General features: G+C 63.2%; 14 protein-coding genes. 9 read left to right on the forward strand and 5 right to left on the reverse strand.

The features are described from left to right. Positions 1-420 precede the first annotated feature (420 nt). Positions 421-1017, forward strand: a complete 597-nt coding sequence (locus AC1DQJ_RS10715) for an RNA polymerase sigma factor (protein ID WP_477603022.1) — start codon at positions 421-423, stop codon at positions 1015-1017. Between the two features lie 257 nt (positions 1018-1274). On the opposite strand, the gene AC1DQJ_RS10720 is transcribed toward AC1DQJ_RS10715, so the two are convergent. Beyond that, positions 1275-2285, reverse strand: coding sequence for a hypothetical protein (locus tag AC1DQJ_RS10720; protein WP_477603024.1), 1011 nt, complete (start codon positions 2283-2285; stop codon positions 1275-1277). 111 nt (positions 2286-2396) lie between these two features. Here AC1DQJ_RS10720 and AC1DQJ_RS10725 point away from each other — a divergent pair, with 111 nt between their 5' ends. The 3 genes from AC1DQJ_RS10725 (at position 2397) to AC1DQJ_RS10735 (ending at position 4258) form a co-directional block, all read left to right on the forward strand. Then, positions 2397-2627, forward strand: a complete 231-nt coding sequence (locus tag AC1DQJ_RS10725; protein WP_477603026.1) for a hypothetical protein — start codon at positions 2397-2399, stop codon at positions 2625-2627. A 343-nt stretch (positions 2628-2970) separates the two neighbouring features. Beyond that, positions 2971-3279, forward strand: coding sequence for a DUF736 domain-containing protein (locus AC1DQJ_RS10730; protein WP_477603028.1), 309 nt, complete (start codon positions 2971-2973; stop codon positions 3277-3279). 67 nt (positions 3280-3346) lie between these two features. After that, on the forward strand, positions 3347-4258 hold the full coding sequence (locus AC1DQJ_RS10735) for an ArdC family protein (protein ID WP_477603030.1): 912 nt from the start codon (positions 3347-3349) through the stop codon (positions 4256-4258). Between the two features lie 399 nt (positions 4259-4657). Here the strand turns inward: AC1DQJ_RS10735 and AC1DQJ_RS10740 are convergent, their stop codons facing one another. Continuing rightward, positions 4658-5179, reverse strand: coding sequence for a hypothetical protein (locus AC1DQJ_RS10740; RefSeq protein WP_477603032.1), 522 nt, complete (start codon positions 5177-5179; stop codon positions 4658-4660). A 1027-nt stretch (positions 5180-6206) separates the two neighbouring features. Here AC1DQJ_RS10740 and AC1DQJ_RS10745 point away from each other — a divergent pair. The 5 genes from AC1DQJ_RS10745 (at position 6207) to AC1DQJ_RS10765 (ending at position 13510) form a co-directional block, all read left to right on the forward strand. After that, complete coding sequence (locus tag AC1DQJ_RS10745; RefSeq protein ID WP_477603034.1) at positions 6207-6641, forward strand: hypothetical protein; 435 nt, start codon at positions 6207-6209, stop codon at positions 6639-6641. Between the two features lie 256 nt (positions 6642-6897). Next, a complete protein-coding gene (locus tag AC1DQJ_RS10750) occupies positions 6898-9243 on the forward strand; it encodes an nSTAND3 domain-containing NTPase (RefSeq protein ID WP_477603036.1) in 2346 nt (781 codons plus the stop codon). Positions 9244-9513: 270 nt separating this feature from the next. After that, positions 9514-9792: an XRE family transcriptional regulator gene (locus AC1DQJ_RS10755; RefSeq protein ID WP_477603038.1), complete on the forward strand. Its 279-nt coding sequence runs from the start codon at positions 9514-9516 to the stop codon at positions 9790-9792. Then, positions 9789-12800 (forward strand): HsdM family class I SAM-dependent methyltransferase, encoded by a 3012-nt coding sequence (locus AC1DQJ_RS10760; RefSeq protein ID WP_477603040.1) that lies wholly within the window; start codon positions 9789-9791, stop codon positions 12798-12800. The genes AC1DQJ_RS10755 and AC1DQJ_RS10760 overlap by 4 nt, the downstream gene beginning before the upstream one ends. Before the next feature lie 8 nt (positions 12801-12808). After that, the gene (locus AC1DQJ_RS10765) at positions 12809-13510 is read left to right on the forward strand and encodes a hypothetical protein (RefSeq protein ID WP_477603042.1); all 702 of its coding nucleotides are present in this window, start codon (positions 12809-12811) and stop codon (positions 13508-13510) included. Positions 13511-13789: 279 nt separating this feature from the next. Here the strand turns inward: AC1DQJ_RS10765 and AC1DQJ_RS10770 are convergent, their stop codons facing one another. The 3 genes from AC1DQJ_RS10770 to AC1DQJ_RS10780 form a co-directional block, all read right to left on the reverse strand. Beyond that, positions 13790-14707, reverse strand: coding sequence for a HEPN domain-containing protein (locus tag AC1DQJ_RS10770; protein ID WP_477603044.1), 918 nt, complete (start codon positions 14705-14707; stop codon positions 13790-13792). A gap of 69 nt (positions 14708-14776) precedes the next feature. Beyond that, on the reverse strand, positions 14777-16354 hold the full coding sequence (locus tag AC1DQJ_RS10775) for a type IV secretory system conjugative DNA transfer family protein (RefSeq protein WP_477603046.1): 1578 nt from the start codon (positions 16352-16354) through the stop codon (positions 14777-14779). Continuing rightward, positions 16351-16623: a conjugal transfer protein TraD gene (locus tag AC1DQJ_RS10780; RefSeq protein ID WP_477603048.1), complete on the reverse strand. Its 273-nt coding sequence runs from the start codon at positions 16621-16623 to the stop codon at positions 16351-16353. Before AC1DQJ_RS10780 ends, AC1DQJ_RS10775 begins: the two co-directional genes overlap by 4 nt. Positions 16624-16685 lie beyond the last annotated feature (62 nt).

Raw genomic sequence — 16685 nt, forward strand, 5'->3', positions numbered from 1 at the left:
GGGTTTTTGACCCTGGAAGCCGTTCTCAAGACATTCAGGGTCAAGCTGGGGTAAAGGCCTCTGGGCGGATCATTCGAACCGAGCTGTCGGGCGGTGGAAAGCCGCGCGAACAGCGTTGAGATTCGAAGGGCACCTCTACGGCGGCGCACGTTCGTTTCCATTGACTGCACACCCTTCATGAGGGTCTGGCGCGCCCGCGAAACCTATGAGAAGTTGAATCTGGAATCGACGGCTCGATACCGGCGATCCCCGCGCAAGACGTGTCGAAGCGACCCCGCTTGTCGGGCGGCCCACCGAATACAAAACCACATCAGCCGATCCTGCAGGTCGGCGTGGGAATAGGTGGGGCGTGCTTACTTGCTTCGCACGTATCGAACCGCCCGGCTTCTCGGGCTGCGCGGCTAGAAGCAGGGAAGGACCATGGAGAAGCTCTCCTCCAAGCGACGGCGGCTGGCCGCGCCCCATCGTGGCGATCCGCAAGGCGCGCTCGCCTCAAGCCAGCTGTCGACCACTTCTTCAGCATCGCGCAATGCCCGCAAGGAGGGCCGGATCGCCGGCCTCTTTCGCACTTACGGCGCCTGGCTCGCGCGCGCGCTTCGCCGGCGCTACGGCGATCAGGCAGAAGATCTCGCGCAGGAGGCGTTCCTGCGGGCGGCGAGGTATGGCGAGGCTGGCGCGGTCATCCGGCATCCCAAGGCGCTGCTGCTTCGCATTGCCCACAACGCCGCGGCCGATCAGGCCCAGAGGCACTCGGATGCCGTCGCTCGCGACTCTGTCGTGATCGACTTCTCCGACTACTTCCTTGAACCGTTCCAGTCCGCCGAGCAGGTCGAGCTCCTACTGCTCAAGCAATTGATCCTGCAGATGCCGCCGACGTACCGCGACGTTTTCGTCCTGAGCCGTTTCAGGGGCATGAGCTACTCAATGATCGCGGTGGAAATGAATATTCCCATCAAGACGGTGGAATGGCGGATGTCCAAGGCATTGGCCTATTGCACCGAGGCGCTGTCGGATTGAGGTCGAGCGCGAGGATGAGCTCGTCTCTAGTCCAGTTCGGGTTACGTTTGGACGATCTTCTGCCCGTGGTCGGTTCCGGCCAGGCCCGTCGGGCCCAGCACCTCCTGGGCGTTGTCGCTGATGAGGCCGGTGCGCTAAAGGCCAGGGCTTAGATCACCTCCTGTACCTCGCCCCTCGCGAGCGACCACAACGCAATCATGCACGGTGATGCGCAGGGCGTTCGCTGCATTGACGATCGTCTTCGTGGCCGCGTCTGATCAGACGATCCAACCTTCCGCACCCGTAGTCAGGGGCACCGGGTTAGCTGAGAGCGCACCGTTGATGTCGGAAATCGCGTCCATGAGGCGCTCCTGCTGTAACTCGTATTTGTCATCACGAGAGTCGGCAGCTTCAGTGAGCCTGCGTAAATCGCCCATGTCGGCGACAAAGCCCTTCCCTTCGAGGCCGATATCGATAGCTACACCGACGATCGGAACCTGGTGGGGCAGTTCGAAAATCTTGGACTGCTTGAGGGCGAAGCTGAGCGTGGCGAGCAGCTTGTCGCCAACGCTACCGTCCGAGTTGGTAGCTTGGTAAAAATTTGCAACTTCAGTCGCGAAGCCCGCGATATCAGCGACGTCCTTGGCGACATGCTTGATCGCCTTGGCGAGACCCGCCGTCAGTAGCTCTACAGCAAGCTGGCCGTAGTTTGCAGTCTGCACGAGGACAAACTGCCCCACTCGTGAGGTCATCGCGTCTCCATATCCTTGCATTGTTTCGAGCAGTTCGGCTCGCGCTGCCGCCACCTCGTGATGCAGGTCCATGACCTGCCCGAGCTTGGCTTCGAGTTGCTCGAGTGTGCCTTCGAAATGCTCATTCCGGCCGATCTTGCCGTCACCGTTGAAGTCGGTGGTTAGCTTGATCAAGTCCGATGCCGCGCCGGAGAATGACACCATATAGTCGCCATCGGGATCGCTGTTGTCGGCAAACCAGACCGGATCGGGCCAATTCGGGCCGTCATAGTTCCTGACTTCCAGCGTGAGACCTTGATCCAGCGTGATTGACTGTCCCCACGGAACCTCCGCCCCGTTGTAGAACAACACCGCCGTCCGGTTCACGTCCTCGTAGTAAGGAAGGTTCTCTGGGTCGTTGGCCATCTTGGAGTCGCCCATGAGATTGAAGGTGACCTCGCTCCCCTCAGTAAATCCATACTGGACCATGTCTAAAACGAGTAATGGGGCGGCGGGGTCGATCTTGTAGCTTCCGGTGATAGTCGTGTCCTGAGGCATGAGGGCTTCCCTATGTTCAGATGGTATGCGGCTCCCAACGAATGAGAAGCTCAGCCCAGCTAGTGGTCAAGGCAAGAATAACGCGGGTATGTGACTGGCTAGAGTGGGTTGATGGTCCCAGGATTGTCGGGGTTGGCAGGTCGTCGGCATCCCCAGGATCAATTGCTTGAGCAGCAGAAGTTCGACCTGCTCGGCGGACTGGGACGGTTCAAGGAAGTAGTCCGAGAAATCGATCACGACGGAGTCGCGGGCGACGGCCTCCGAATGCATCCGGGCCTGATCGGCCGCGGCGTTGTGACCGAAGTCGGTGTTGATGCCGGCGCTTTGCGGCAGATCGGCTGATCTGCCGAACAGGCGGAACGCGAGGCGTCTGTGGAGTAGCGACGGCTTGATTGGGGGCGATGGAGGCGGGGAGAGCTCCGATACCTTCCGACCCTCCTCCGAAGCGGCCTCTGGCTATGACCTGGCCGGGGATTTGGCTTCGCCCCTCGGCCGGTCGCAACGGCGGCGTCGGCGTCTTTCCCCTGCGCGTGCGCGCATTCCTCGCGAGGCAAAGACCCCGCCGCCTCGCCGTCCTTCGCTGACGCTGCGGCCCTGCGGATGCGCCCGGCCATGGCCCCCGGCTCTCCAGGTCGCCATCGAGGCCGCGATCGGCGCGGACCCGAGCAGGAAACGGAGACATCCCATGGCCACCATCGGCACCTTCCAGAAACAAGCCGACGGCTCATACCAAGGCTCGATCAGCACCCTCACCTTGAACGTCAAATCCGCTGAGCTCCGCCCGACGGGGAACGTCAGCGGCAAGGGCCCGGACTTCAGGATCTTCAGTGGCCAGACCGAAATCGGCGCGGCCTGGCAGAAGACATCGCGGGAAGAGCGTCCCTACCTCGCGATCAAGCTCGACGACCCGAGTTTCGCGGCCCCGATCTTCGCCTCCCTGGTGGAGGCTGACGCCGGCCACAGCCTGATCTGGTCGCGCAGCCGCGCCGACTAAGGCCCAACGCGCCCCGCCAGGCGGCGGGGCGCCGCTCCCCCACAACTTCATTCGACAGGAGGCCGCCATGGCGCGCCCTACCGAAGAAACTCGCCCCGATCTCTACGCCCGCGTCACCAACGCGATCATCGCCGACCTCGAAGCTGGGGTCCGCCCCTGGACCAAGCCCTGGTCGACCGAGCACCTGGCCGGATCGATCTGCCGGCCGCTGCGACACAACCGTCAGCCCTACAATGGCGTCAACGTCTTGCTGCTCTGGGCGCAGGCCTACGCCAGCGGATACGCCGCGCCAATCTGGATGACTTTCCGCCAGGCGCTCGAACTTGGCGGCTGCGTGCGCAAGGGCGAGCACGGCACGACCGTGGTCTACGCCAACAGCATCGTGCGCAGTGAGGCTGGCGCTGACGGCGAGGATGTCGAGCGGCAGATCCCGTTCCTGAAGGCCTACAGCGTCTTCAACGTCGATCAGATCGAGGGCCTGCCGGCGCAGTTCTCGGCCACGACTGCGCCGCAGCTGGAGCCGCGCCAGCGCATCGAAAACGCCGAGGCGTTCTTCGCCAATCTACGCACCGACATCCGCCATGGCGGCCATCAGGCTTACTACGCGATGCATCCCGACTACGTGCAGGTCCCGCCGTTCGAGTGCTTTGCTGATCCTGAAGGCTACTACGCGACGCTGGCTCACGAGTGCACGCATTGGACGCGGCATCCGACCCGCCTCGACCGCGACTTCGGCCGTAAGCGCTGGGGTGACGAGGGCTATGCGCGCGAAGAGCTGGTGGCCGAGCTCGGGGCGGCTTTCCTATGCGCCGATCTTGCCCTTGAGCTGACGCCCCGCGAAGACCATGCGGCCTATCTGGCCTCCTGGCTCGACGTGCTGAAGGGCGATAAGCGCTTCATCTTCAGCGCGGCGGCGCATGCACAACGTGCGGCGGATTTCCTGCATCAGTTGCAACTGGGCGGGGAGGGCGCGCCGTGAGGCGCGCCTACTTCTTCTGTGCGGGACCCGTGCAATCACATCTGCCCGCGACGTGGGAGCTTCGGTGGAGGCGTCGCTGCCCGCGTGTGGCGGTCTACGGCTGCCGCGTCTGCGAAGCTCGTTGGGGTGGCATTTCAGGTCTTGGCGGAGGGATCGTCTTGCAAGCAGTTTCCGCCGAGGAACCCTGGACGCTGCGCGAACCTATCGACCCCATTGCGGAAATTCGACCGCCTACGACGCGCGCCTGCAATGCATCGTGGTCCGGCTGTGGCCGCCACGAGGTCGCGGAACGTCGCGATCGAACGGATTCGACCCATGGGCGACACTGGCGGGGGGCTTGCCAGGGCCCTCGGGTGCAGTGATGCGCTATAATGGTCTGCCCGCAGCTGCCCGCGTCGCCTAATGGCTAGCGGCGAAGCCTTCCCTGACACCTTTCAGGGCTTCAGCCGCATCCCGACGCCATGTAGCTATGACCTCCTCCAGTTCCTCGGTGTCTTCGTCGTCGTCGGCATGCACCGCATATGCTGTGTCGAACAATGCATCGGTGCGGCTCGTCAGAGCTCTCATTTGCACTAAGCCCAACGCTGCTCGCGCCGACGGAATTCGATTGATGTCGATCTCATTGAGAACCACGGCCTGTTCCGCTGTGCTTACCTGGGGGACGATGTTGACAGACATCGCCATCACCGTTCCTCGGTCGTTCAGGACATGAGCAGCGTCGGCGATTGCCGCTTCGGCGCGATCGCAAACCCCGATCACCATGTCCGCGTAACGCCTCGCCTCTTCTCGAGCGACCGTGCGTTGAGCGGCAAGCTCGGCGCGCGAGATCGTCCAGGCCACGTACAGCCCGACGCCGGACATGAGAACCTGGCCGCAGGCAGCGGTCGCGTTCCAGTCGATGTTCGCAAAGGACCAGACCAACTTGTCCCCTCCCCAGCTCATATGGCCAAGCTAGCTCGTCGGTCGGGAAATGGAAATTCGAGGATCCGCGCGAGCGACTGACCCTAAGTCTGCTGCCTACACCCGCGACGACGCTCAGCCACCGTCTCCAAGGGCCGCCAGCGCATCCGGGGCGCCAAGTTCGCGTCGCCCAGCAGGAGGGCGGGAGGGAGAACTAAGCCCGGGATGCCGTTTCATCCGCGGCTTGCCGCCTCGATCGGCGACACCGTGCGGGGTTCGAACTCACGACCATTCGATTAAAAGTCGGATGCCCTGCCGCCAGCCCAACTTTGCCATCGCCCAGGGTGCCTTCCTCATAGCGCAGAAGCGGACGCCTCCGAGTTCCGCAACGAGCCCTCAAGCCGACACGTCTTACGTCCGCGCCCGGCAGACAACCGCAGTCGCCGGCTTAGATCGCGAATACGCCGACAGCGGAATTGAGGCACTGTCGGAAAGCGGAACTTCTGCACACCCTGCCTTTCGGCGTCGGCTTGAGAAGTTGGCCCGCCCCCCTTCCTCGCTGCCGCTCGGCCGTGATTATAGCTGTCCACTTCAGAGGGGTCCGAAAGGCAGCTCAGCCGGTCTGCGCTTCGAAGACAACAAGGGGGGTTTGGTTGACCGTCGTCCTCGCAAAACGCTTCGGCAGCCACATAGAAGTGGTTGCGGACACCACGATCTCGGATCGCGATAGAGGCCGCGAGGACGCGTTCCCCGGGCGATTGAAGATCATCACGCTCTCGCCGAGCCTTGCGATCGCCTACGCAGGCCACTCTGATCCAGCGCTACACATCATCAGGGACTTATTCCGACGCGGGACAGTCCGGGTAGGTGATGTGCTCAGGGAGCTTCAGTCATTCACAGCCTCTGAGCACCATGAAGTCGAGTTCCTTGTGGCCACCAGCCAACGGCAGAACTACGAAAAGTGTGGTCCGGGCAGGTCTCGAACCCCATGGAGGACGGTGCGCTGGGCAACACTACTATACGATCCGCCGTCTACGAGGGGTTTGAATTGACTGGCGACGACGAGAAGGATGCCAAAGAATTCTACTCAACCTTTCTACACGCCTTCACGAGTAGTCATGTGGATCGCGGAAGCGGTGTCGGCGGCTTTCCAACCGCTGTTGGCGCTGGGCCGGATGGGCATCGGTACCGCTTTCACAGCTTCCACCACAGCTGGAAGCCGATTGAGTTCCTACCCAGTGTGGAACAGCATCAGGATCCGTTCCACCACTCGATCATTCCGCCCCAACAGCCCGGAATCGCCGTGCTTGCAGCACAGGTTCAACAGGCTCGACAGGCCTTCATCTACTCGCCCCTTTTCAATGACGAGGCCGAAAGGATCGAGATATTGGAACCAGGGATCGACTGGACGGAGCATCAGGTGGTGATGAACGATCGCACCGCCGCAGCGCTGGAACTCGCGAGCGGCCGAGACATCCGCTAACGCGCCGCCAGACTACAGGACGCAATACTTCCTCATAGCGGAAGCTTCGGACCGCATCTGTCGTCAGCCCAGCGCCAGGAGCGGAACTTCAGATCGCTGCCCAAACCGGACCTTCGCGGCCATGGGCAACGGCTTGCACGATTGAACTTGAACTGCCTACGGGCACTGCTTGCGGGGCTATCGCAGAGAGCGATCAGGGCCAAGCGCCAGCCAGCAGTTGCCAGTAGTTAAGATGGCTTTGATGGGCTCCTAAACCGTGGCTATTCTCGATCTCGCGAGCGGGCCTCTGCCGCACGGTGGGCCCTGCATAGGTAGTCTGTCGCGGCGGGGCGCCGCCACCACGCGCGAGGGGTGCATCCTGACCGTTAGCTTTAGCAATCTCTCGCCACCAGACTTCGAAGACCTCGCACGTGACCTCGTCGGTCGCGCTGAAGGTCTGCGCTTAGAGGCCTTCGGCCGGGGACCCGACGGGGGTGCGGACGGCCGACACGCGAAGGGAGGCGGAAGGATAATCCTGCAGGCGAAGCACTATGCCGGATCGACCTTCGCGGACCTAGTTAAGGCCATGCGGCGCGAGAAGGCGTCGATCGACGCACTGCAGCCGGATCGCTACCTACTCGCCACGTCGCGGCCGCTGTCACCCAAGAACAAGGCGACACTAGCGGGCATTATCGGGCCGGCCCTCAAGACCGAGGCCGACATTTTCTCCGCCGGTGATCTCGAAGGGCTGCTTCGGTCGCACGACGACATCTACCGTGCTCACATCAAGCTTTGGCTCTCAAGCGCAGCGGTGCTCGAACGGATCGTCCACGCGGCGCGCTTCGGGTTTGCGGCGATGACCGAGGCGGAGATCCGCAAGAGCCTCACGGTGTATGTGGAGAACGCGAGCTTCCCGGCGGCGCGGGAGCACCTCGAGGCGAACCACGTCCTGATCGTCTCAGGCGCGCCTGGTGTCGGCAAGACCACCCTCGCTCAGATTCTGGCCTGGGATTATGCCGCTCGGGGCTGGGAACTGACCCCGATGGAAAGCGTGAGCGACGGGTTAGCACCGCTTCCCGGATCTCGCCGCGTTTTCCTCTTTGACGACTTTCTGGGGCACATCGACCTGGAGACCTCGCCGCACGAAGACTCGAAACTGGCGCGCTTCATCCGCCGCGTGATCCATGAGGAAGACAACCGCTTCATCCTCACAACCCGCGCATACGTCCTTGAAGGTGCCCGCAAGCGCTCGGAACCCTTGGCGAACCCTACCCTGGATCTGCTGCGCTACGTGCTCGATGTCGGGGCCTACACGCGTCAAGTGCGCGCGCGCATTCTCTACAATCACTTGTGCGAAGGTGGCGCGCCGGCGGCCCATATCGAGGCGCTGGTTCGCGACCCTCGCCTCGCCAAGATCATCGATCACCCAAACTACAGCCCGCGGATCATCGACTGGATGACTAATCCGAATCACCTGCGGGAGGTCGGACCGGAGACCTATGTCGAGGCGTTCTTAGCGATGCTCAAGAACCCGAAGCACATGTGGGAAATCCCGTTCCGGACACACATCGCGCCGCGCTGCCGCCACCTGCTGATCGCGCTCTTCTTAAGCACAACGCGCAGCGCGTCTATTGCAGCTCTGAGGCACCACTTCAGCGTCCTGCACCCGTTGCTTTGCCAAGCCTACGGCCTCCCCCATGCGCCCAACGACTTCGAGGCCGCGCTTTCGACACTCGAAGGCGGCTTCCTAGTAATCCACAATGGTCAAGTTTCATTCCTCAACCCCTCCGTCCGTGACTTCCTAAAGGGCGAGCTTAGTGACCCAGCGCTCCTTGCCACGTGCGCCGGCGCCGTCACGACGGTCGGATGGGCCGCCGAGGTCTGGCGCCAGGCGCAGGCGGCTCGACTATCTCGCGCGGACCTAACGACCGTCCTCACAGCCGCCACGCTGAGCTTGCCGCTCTTCATTACTCGAAAGACGCAGATTTACCGCGATCGCGCCTTCCATGAGGTCGATCTGCCGCTCGGACGTCGACTGGCGCTGCTCGCCGACTGGTGGGCACGGACGGAAGCCTTACCCTTCGGCGAGGCCATGAAGGCGCTCGCATTGAGCCCGCCCGGTGACTTCAACTATGCCGACAAGGACGCGCTCCTCGATCTGATCGTCCAAATCCGCAGCGAGACCCTCGCAGGCTTCCCCTTCCCGGAACTCCCGGATTTGCTCGAGGAACATCTGGAGGCCGTCTTCCTGACCGTCGCCACTCACGAGCTTCGCGGCATCGCCGACGCATTGAACGAGTCGGCACCCTATTTCACCCAGACCGCCTGGCGGGCGCTGGCGAATACCATCGACCAGGAGTTTGACTCACTGCGAGAGGTCTTGCGGGACGTTGGGTCCGACGTGGAACTCTTGGAGGAGCATAAAGAACTGCTGCGGGAGCTCGCCCCGTTTGGCCCGATCACCGAGGAGAGGCTTACGAGGGCTTTGGAGACGATCGACGCGCAGATCGCCGAGGCCTGGGAGCATCCGATCCGCCGGCAGGCGACGCCTCCCAGCCCCGGCCCACCCGAGCCCTTCGGGGACGACGAAGTCGCGAGCCTCTTCTCGTCCCTGCTCCGCTGAGGAGCGACTGCGTCCCGCAAGCTCCGCCCGCATACGAGCGTCCCTGGTCTAGCGGTCGTGGCTGCGGCCAGCGGAATGAGTTCCATCGAGCGCGTAATGCGGACATTAGGTTCGCCATCGGAAGTGACGTCTGACGCCTTTCGGTGGCTAACGAACAGTCTGCCTCCGACCCCGACGCGATGAAAATAGCGCAGGTTGTTGCGCACATCGTTTTGTGTGTTATGACACATCAATTCGTGTGGCGAGACGAGGAGCCAAGCGTTGCCATACGTGCAATTTCTCGCCGAACTGGAGCGCGCTGGACTCAGCGTGCGCAGCTTCGCTGACCTCATCGGCATGAACCCCAATTCGATCACGAACTACGCGGGGCGCGGGGACGTGCCCCAGCATATCGCCCTTGTGACCGTCCTTGTCGCCGAAATGGCTGCCAGTGGAATCGACTATAGGGCGGCAATCGCCAAAGTCGCGCCGACGCGCCAGCCTCGGGGAGCCTCGCGGCGTGGCCACTTCGGCGGAGACCGCCAGGCCAGCCTGGATCTGCGGTCATGACCCAGTGGCTAAACTGGCTAGACGATCTCGGTGCCGACCTGAGATCTCTGCACTCGCTTGATACCGAAAGAGCTGAGCTCCTTCCCTATGCCACGCTCACCAATGCGCGGCGCCGAGGTGACTCTATCCTCCGGATCGTCGGCGCAGTCTACGAATGGCAGGACGCGCCCCTGGTCTTCTTGGTAGACGCCGATCACGTCCAGAACACCAGCGATATCCACCAGCTCCGTCGCCTCCTCGCGATGCGCGGCGATGCGCCGTATCTGGGCGTCGTCTCGCCAGGGCGACTTGATGTCTACACCATTGCGCTGGATACCAAGACACCTGCGCAGGCGAGAGTGGCTACCGATGGGTTGACCGGACCAGGCCGAGACGTGTTCCCGACCTTGGCCAATCGCCGACCGAAGGCGACGCAGTCCAAGCGCGGCTGGATTTCCAATGTCGTCCTCAATCTCCTGACGGAAGCGATCGACAAACTCATCGGCTTCGACCTCGAGCACGGCGACGCAATCTCCCTTGTCGGCCGTGCGCTCTTCGCCCGCTTTTTGGGCGATCGCGATCTCCTGCCCCAAGCGTTCTCGACGCCCGAGGTCGCGGCCGCTATGTTCGACACGCCAAACAATGCGCGCGCGGCATGCAAGTGGCTCGACGACACTTTCAATGGCGACCTCCTTCCTCTCTCTGCCTCCCTGTTCGAGACGCTGCCGGCGCCCGTTTACAGCGTGCTTGGTAACATCATGCGCAGAGCGCAGGGTGGACAGCTCTTCCTAGGTTGGGCGGAACGTTGGGATCAGCTCGACTTCGCCCACATACCGGTCGGCGTGCTTAGCCAAGCCTATGAGCTCTACCTCCGCAGCCATGCGCCAACGAAGCAACGCAAGGAGGGTGGTTTCTACACTCCGCGACCAATCGCCGATCTGTTGGTGCGCGCGTCGTTCCGCGCACTAGAACGGGATGGATCGAGCGCCGAGGCGCGCATTCTCGACCCGGCGGCCGGGGCTGGTGTCTTTCTTTTGACCGCGTTCCGTGAACTGGTAGCTGCGCGCTGGCGCGCCGACGGTAAACGGCCTAACACTCAGCGTCTGCGGGAAATACTCTACGATCAAATCGCGGGCTTCGACGTGAACGAAGAAGCCCTGCGCTTCGCAGCGCTTGCGCTGTATCTGATCTCGATCGAACTCGATCCCGAGCCACAGCCTATCGACAAGCTGCGCTTCGACGATCTCAGGGGCAAGGTGCTCCATCTTATGGTCGGACCGGACGGCCAGCCCGGAGCCAAGCTCGGAAGCCTCGGCCCGCTAGTTAGCGATGAGCACCGGGCTCGCTATGACATGGTCGTAGGCAATCCGCCCTGGGCGACCGGCACCAAACTTCCTGACTGGCCGCTAGTCCTGCAGAGTGTCTCCCGGATCGCTAGCGAGCGCATGGGCGTTGAAGTCGCGCCGCCCCTGCCGAATGAGGTGCTGGATCTTCCGTTCGTCTGGCGCGCAATGGAGTGGGCGAAGCCCGGCGGGCAGATCGCCTTCGCGCTACACGCTCGCCTTCTGTTTCAGCAGGGCGACGGCATGGCCCACGCCCGAAGCGCCCTCTTCCAGGCGCTGGACATCACCTCGGTCATCAACGGCGTGGAGCTTCGGCAGACCAAGGTATGGCCCGAGATTTCCGCACCCTTCTGCCTGCTGCTTGCCACCAACCAGCGGCCAGCCGTCGGCGCTGGCTTTCGTCTAATCAGCCCCCGGTTGGAATCGGACCTGAATGCAGCTGGCGTAATGCGGATCGACGCCCAGTCGGCAGAAATCATCGCGACCCAACAGATGATGGAAACGCCAGAACTGCTCAAGGTGCTGTTCCGAGGTTCGAAGGCCGACGCCGGACTGCTCGAACGTCTTCGAACCAAGGGGCACCCCACGCTCGAAACGTTCTGGCTTGATGCAGTCGGCGTTTCCGGACGAGGACGCCTGGCGGGCGCGGGAAGAGGCTATCAGACCCTCAAACCCAGCAGCCGGATCCGCGAAAATGGAGACGGCCTGCCCGGGGCGGACGCGCGGTACCTCCATGGCCTGCCGGATGTCACGATCGCAAGTCTCGAGGACTTGGTGATTGATACCAAGCAGCTCGACTCATTCGAACATGCGCGCGTGCACGACCCTCGGGATCCTCGACTGTTCTCCACGCCGATCACCGTGGTCCACAAGGTTCCGTCGGCCGAGCGCGGACGGATCCGCGTTGCGGTTTCGGATATGCCCATCGCCTATAATGAGAACTTCTACGGCTATTGCCCGGGTGAGATGGCCGACGCCGGCCTGTTTTCGCGCTACCTCGCCCTCGTCCTCGGCAGCAAGTTCACCTTGTGGCTGACCCTCATGACCAGCGGAGAATTCGGATTCGAGCGCGAGGTTGTGGAGAAGGCCGCACTCGATCGGATTCCCTTGCCGGATTTCCGCGGGCTTGAAGCGCCGCGCCGACAGGAGATCGACACGCTTTTCGAAAGCCTCCGACGGTCAGCTGCAACCTGGGAAGACATCGATGGGTGGGTGGCCGACCTATACGGCCTCGGCTCAACGGACTTACAGGTTATCTCCGACACGCTCGCCTACAATCTTCCTTTCGCTGAGAACAAAGCAGCCGCCCAGGCTCGGCCAGGCGCTGAGATCGTCGATCACTTCTGCACCCATTTGCAGAGGGAACTCGAACCTTGGGCCAAGCGGTTCGGCACCCCGATCAGGGTGCTCAGGGTTGGCGAGCACTCGATGTCACCCTGGATGGGTCTCCGGCTGTTGGTGGGCGGCTCGCCTGCAATGGTTTCGACCGATGCGGGCTGGGAAGGTCTTCTCGCCGCCGCTGATGCGACCGCGGCTAGCGAGCTCATAGTCGAAGAGGCTGGCGGAGGCTTGCTGATCGGTCGACTGGCCCAGAACCGCTACTGGAGTGAGACGCAGGCCCGGCTGCTGGCACAACATATCGTCTGGTCCCGCCTGAATGTGCTGAAAGGTCCCGGCCGCGGATGAGTTCAGCGTTGGCTCCACGACCCGATCAGATCGCGGAACTGACTCGCGGTCTGGACCTGCCGCTCGCGGCCATCGACGATTTACATCTGCAGATACTCGCCGAGGGGGTCGCGCAGGCCTTCAGGGACATCCGCCTCAACGCGCCAAGCACAGTCGCGGGCGGCGATGAAGCGGAACTCACCGCCCTCTTGGAAACCCGTCTCAACGCCATGATCGAAGAGGACCCGCTTTGGCGGCAACTCGTCGCGTGCGTCGTCAGAGGCAAAGAAAGCCTGAGCTTCGACGGTACCCATCTGGAGAAGCGGCCCGACCTGTCCATTCATCTGACTGAGCGTTCGCGCCGCTTCCCGTTGATCGCGGAAGCCAAGATCATAGACGCTGCCAAGGGCGAGACCCTCTACTGCGGCCAGGGCATACGGCGCTTCCTCAACGGGGAGTACGGCTGGGGCGGACGCGAAGCCTTCATGATCGCTTACGTACGCGATGGATCGACGCTCTCGGCTCGGCTCGCGCCGTACCTAGCGTCGCCGGCTCAAGCCGCAGCCTACGCAGTGCAAGATGGCTTAGTCGCGCACGACCCCGCGTTCGGCGATTCTGGGCAGACGCGGCACGGCAGATCCTACCTCTATGCTCACATGCCGCCGCCGGCCAACGATCCGGGTCCAATCGACTTGTGGCATCTTTGGCTGGACGCTTCCGCGAGCGTCTAGGGGCAACTAGCCGATCACCTCACATCGCCAACTTTCCGACAAACGCCGGACGAGGCCGACGCATGCCCGTCGGTTCGGGCGTCAGATTAGGCGCGGTTCAAAGCAAACCGTCACAGGACGATTTCGAGCCCGCCCTGGTCATTGGTGTAGGCAGAGGCTCGATACCTAGAAGCAGATGTAGCGATGAACCGCTTTGGCCCCTTGCTGACGGGGCCAGGCTAGATGGGGAATCCGCCTTCTAAGCGGACATGCCGAAGGTCGCCTTTGAGCCAATGCGGTCTAACTGACCGTGCCGGCCCTTAGTTCGCTGAGCCTCCCCTCGCAGGCCCGCTGAACTAGCCCCTGCAAAGTCTGGACACGCTCACTTAGCCAGGTGAGCTCCTCGTCGCTGATCTTGTAGTGGGGCGAATATCGCGCCTCGACATAGGCGCGGCGCAGCAGCTCGAAGCAACGCTGCTCAAAGCGTGTCTCCCGAGGCCAAGCCGCCGCTAACGATGGGGCAAGTCGCTCCGCCTGCGAGCGCAGGAAGTTCAGCCTGTGCGACTTCGGGCTATAGAGCGTCAGCACTAGCAGGACGCAGACGTAGAGCCGTTCCGTTGCTTGGTGCAGCGAAAACGCCGCCAAGTTAGAACTGCCCTTCGCGCGGTAGAACGCTGCGCCTTCGGCGAAGTCCGATGCGGTCTGAAACCAAGTTGCGAAGTGACCCTCAGCCTCGGCAAGGGCAGCCTCGGGACTGAGTGGCTCTGACCGCTCAAACTCATGCCCCGGCGTCCCGTAGAGCGCCACGCCGTCCCTCAGGATATCGACGAAGAAGTACCGCCCCAGGCGCAGCTTCTCGTTCACGTCGGCGAGGCTGTGGACGATGAAGTTCACCGGCGCGGAGATGCGCTTGGTGATCGTCACTTCCTGCAGGAGTCGTTCGTCGGCCTTGGCCCAGTACTCGACGACGTCGGTCAGATCCTCATGGTCGACGACGACCAGAAGGTCATAATCGGAGTAGTAGCCGCCGACGGGATCGGCGACCCAGTCACCGCGGGCGTAGGAGCCAAACAGGATCACCTTGAGGATCTGTCCGTTGCGGCGATGCGCATGGCTGCGATGCGCCTTGGCCGCATCGAACTCCTCAAAGAGGATGCGAACAATGCGTTCGAGCTCGCTCTTCTTGTTGGCCGGTAGATGATCAAGGTCGGTGCGCATCAGGACCCTTAAGTGGCTTGAGCGTGGGCGGCTGGCAAGCCGCCAAGGTTGTATTGGCCGGCTTCCGCGCTAGGCATCGAACAGCCCCTTGAACTCCGGATCGGCGAAGTGACGGACCTTCCAGGGCGCCAGCGCCGCCTTTCCTGGACGGAGCAGCAGTATCCGATCAGAGCGCATGCGCAGGATCTCGTCGGGGGTCATGAGCGGCCTGGCGACATAGTGCTCGGTGCTGCTTTCCCCGTGCGTCGCGAAGGGCTGGTTGAAGGCCTGCGAACGGCTGGTCCCGACGCTGGTGTAATGGTCGGTCATGGTGCCCAGGGTGCGGGAGACCCAGCTGGCGGTGTCGACGTCGGCGACGTTGAAGACCTGGATCGCGCCGGCGTTGGAGAGGAAGGTGCCGGCCTGCTGGCCGTAAAGCCCGCGCAGCTGGTGGATGTCCTGGCAGATCGCCCAGAGCTGCACGCCATAGCCGGCCATCAGCGCGAAGGCGCGCTCGACAGGTTCGAGCCGACCGAGCGCTGCGAACTCATCGAGCATGAACAGCACCGGCCGCCCTGGCGGCCGAAAGCTCGACCCACGCGCCAGGTCGTGGATGGCGAGCGAGACCAGCAGTCTCAGCCAGCGCGAATAGGTCGAGATCCGCTCGGGCGGCAGGACCAGGAAAATGCTGGCGCCGCCGGCCTTGAGATCGGCGAACGAGAAGTCGCTCCCCGAAAGGCTCTGGCGCATGCGCGGGCTGTCCAGGAAATGCGTGTGCCGCTGGGCCGCCGAGAGCACGCCGGCCGCCTCGCGGTCGCTCTTGCTCAGATGCCGGTTGGCGGTGCGCGCGATCAGCCCGCCGGCCGCGCGGCTGGCCTGCATGCGCTTCAGCTCCGCCGCGAAGATCTCTGGCGCGGTGGTCAGCATCTCTCGCACCCGCGAAAGCGTGCAGCTGCTGGCTGAGAAGCTCGCGACCACGTGCATGATGAGACCGGCGATCAGCGCCTTGGCCTCCTCGTTCCAATGCGCCTCGCTGACCTGGTGGGGCGGGTCATAGACCAGGGCCTCAGCAATCAGCGCGGCGTCGTCGGCGATGTCGGGACTGTCTTCCCGCAAGCCCGCCAGCGGATTGAACCGCGCGAAGGACTGGCCGGAGACTTCGAAGGGATCGAGCACATAGACCGGCCCAAACGCGCGCCGCGCCCTGGCGGTGATCCGGGCGTTCTCGCCCTTCGGATCGACGCAGATGATCGAACGGTCCAACGTCAGTAGGTTGGGGATGATCGCGCCGACGCCCTTGCCAGACCGGGTCGGGGCGATGGTGACCAGGTGCGCAGGTCCTCCGTAGCGCATCAGCCAACCGTCGCTGGCGCGGCCGACGATCAGCCCGTCCGGACGGGTGAGGGCAGGGCGCTCAGTGGCCTCGTCGCCGAAGGTCGCAGAGCCGTGGGCGTCCATGTAGACAGGCCGCGACTTGGCGCGCGCTTTGCGGAAGGCGATCCACCCGCCGAGTGCGGCCGCAGCATTGCCCATCATGTCGCGCGCAAGCGGGGAAGCTTGGTGGCCCATTAGATCGGTGATGAAGAGACCCACGCTGACGAGGGCGATCCCGAAGAAAGCGCCGACCGCGGTATCGAAGACCAGGTAGATGAGGACCAGCGCTCTCATCGTTCGGGCTCCGCGGGGCGGGGACGAAAACCGCGAAAGATTCCTGCGTATCTTCGCTCGTCCTCGGCAGCCTCGAAGGTGCGCTTTCCGCGCCGCCGCCACAGCTCGCGTTCGTGTTGGCCGGTTGGGCCCTGGGCCAGGTCGGCCAGGCCCAGCAGGGCGCCGTAAATCATCGCCCGGTCATCGCCGGTGGCCTCAACAAGTCCAGACTTCTGCAGCAGGCCGCCGAGCTCGATCAGCCGGCGGGTGCGTTCGCGTCGCTCGCTCATCCAGGGCCTCGTCTCGCTACGCGCCATCAGGGCCTCGAGCCTTCTGCGGGCGCTGATGTTGC

This window comes from Phenylobacterium sp. P4_E10, from assembly GCF_056401675.1.

What these genes read in the sequence shown, in the direction of transcription:
- AC1DQJ_RS10715 (WP_477603022.1), top strand. Translation starts at nt 421, where the DNA reads ATGGAGAAGCTCTCCTCCAAGCGACGGCGGCTGGCCGCGCCCCATCGT.
- AC1DQJ_RS10720 (WP_477603024.1), bottom strand. Translation starts at nt 2,285, where the DNA reads ATGCCTCAGGACACGACTATCACCGGAAGCTACAAGATCGACCCCGCC.
- AC1DQJ_RS10725 (WP_477603026.1), top strand. Translation starts at nt 2,397, where the DNA reads ATGGTCCCAGGATTGTCGGGGTTGGCAGGTCGTCGGCATCCCCAGGAT.
- AC1DQJ_RS10730 (WP_477603028.1), top strand. Translation starts at nt 2,971, where the DNA reads ATGGCCACCATCGGCACCTTCCAGAAACAAGCCGACGGCTCATACCAA.
- AC1DQJ_RS10735 (WP_477603030.1), top strand. Translation starts at nt 3,347, where the DNA reads ATGGCGCGCCCTACCGAAGAAACTCGCCCCGATCTCTACGCCCGCGTC.
- AC1DQJ_RS10760 (WP_477603040.1), top strand. Translation starts at nt 9,789, where the DNA reads ATGACCCAGTGGCTAAACTGGCTAGACGATCTCGGTGCCGACCTGAGA.
- AC1DQJ_RS10770 (WP_477603044.1), bottom strand. Translation starts at nt 14,707, where the DNA reads ATGCGCACCGACCTTGATCATCTACCGGCCAACAAGAAGAGCGAGCTC.
- AC1DQJ_RS10775 (WP_477603046.1), bottom strand. Translation starts at nt 16,354, where the DNA reads ATGAGAGCGCTGGTCCTCATCTACCTGGTCTTCGATACCGCGGTCGGC.
- AC1DQJ_RS10780 (WP_477603048.1), bottom strand. Translation starts at nt 16,623, where the DNA reads ATGAGCGAGCGACGCGAACGCACCCGCCGGCTGATCGAGCTCGGCGGC.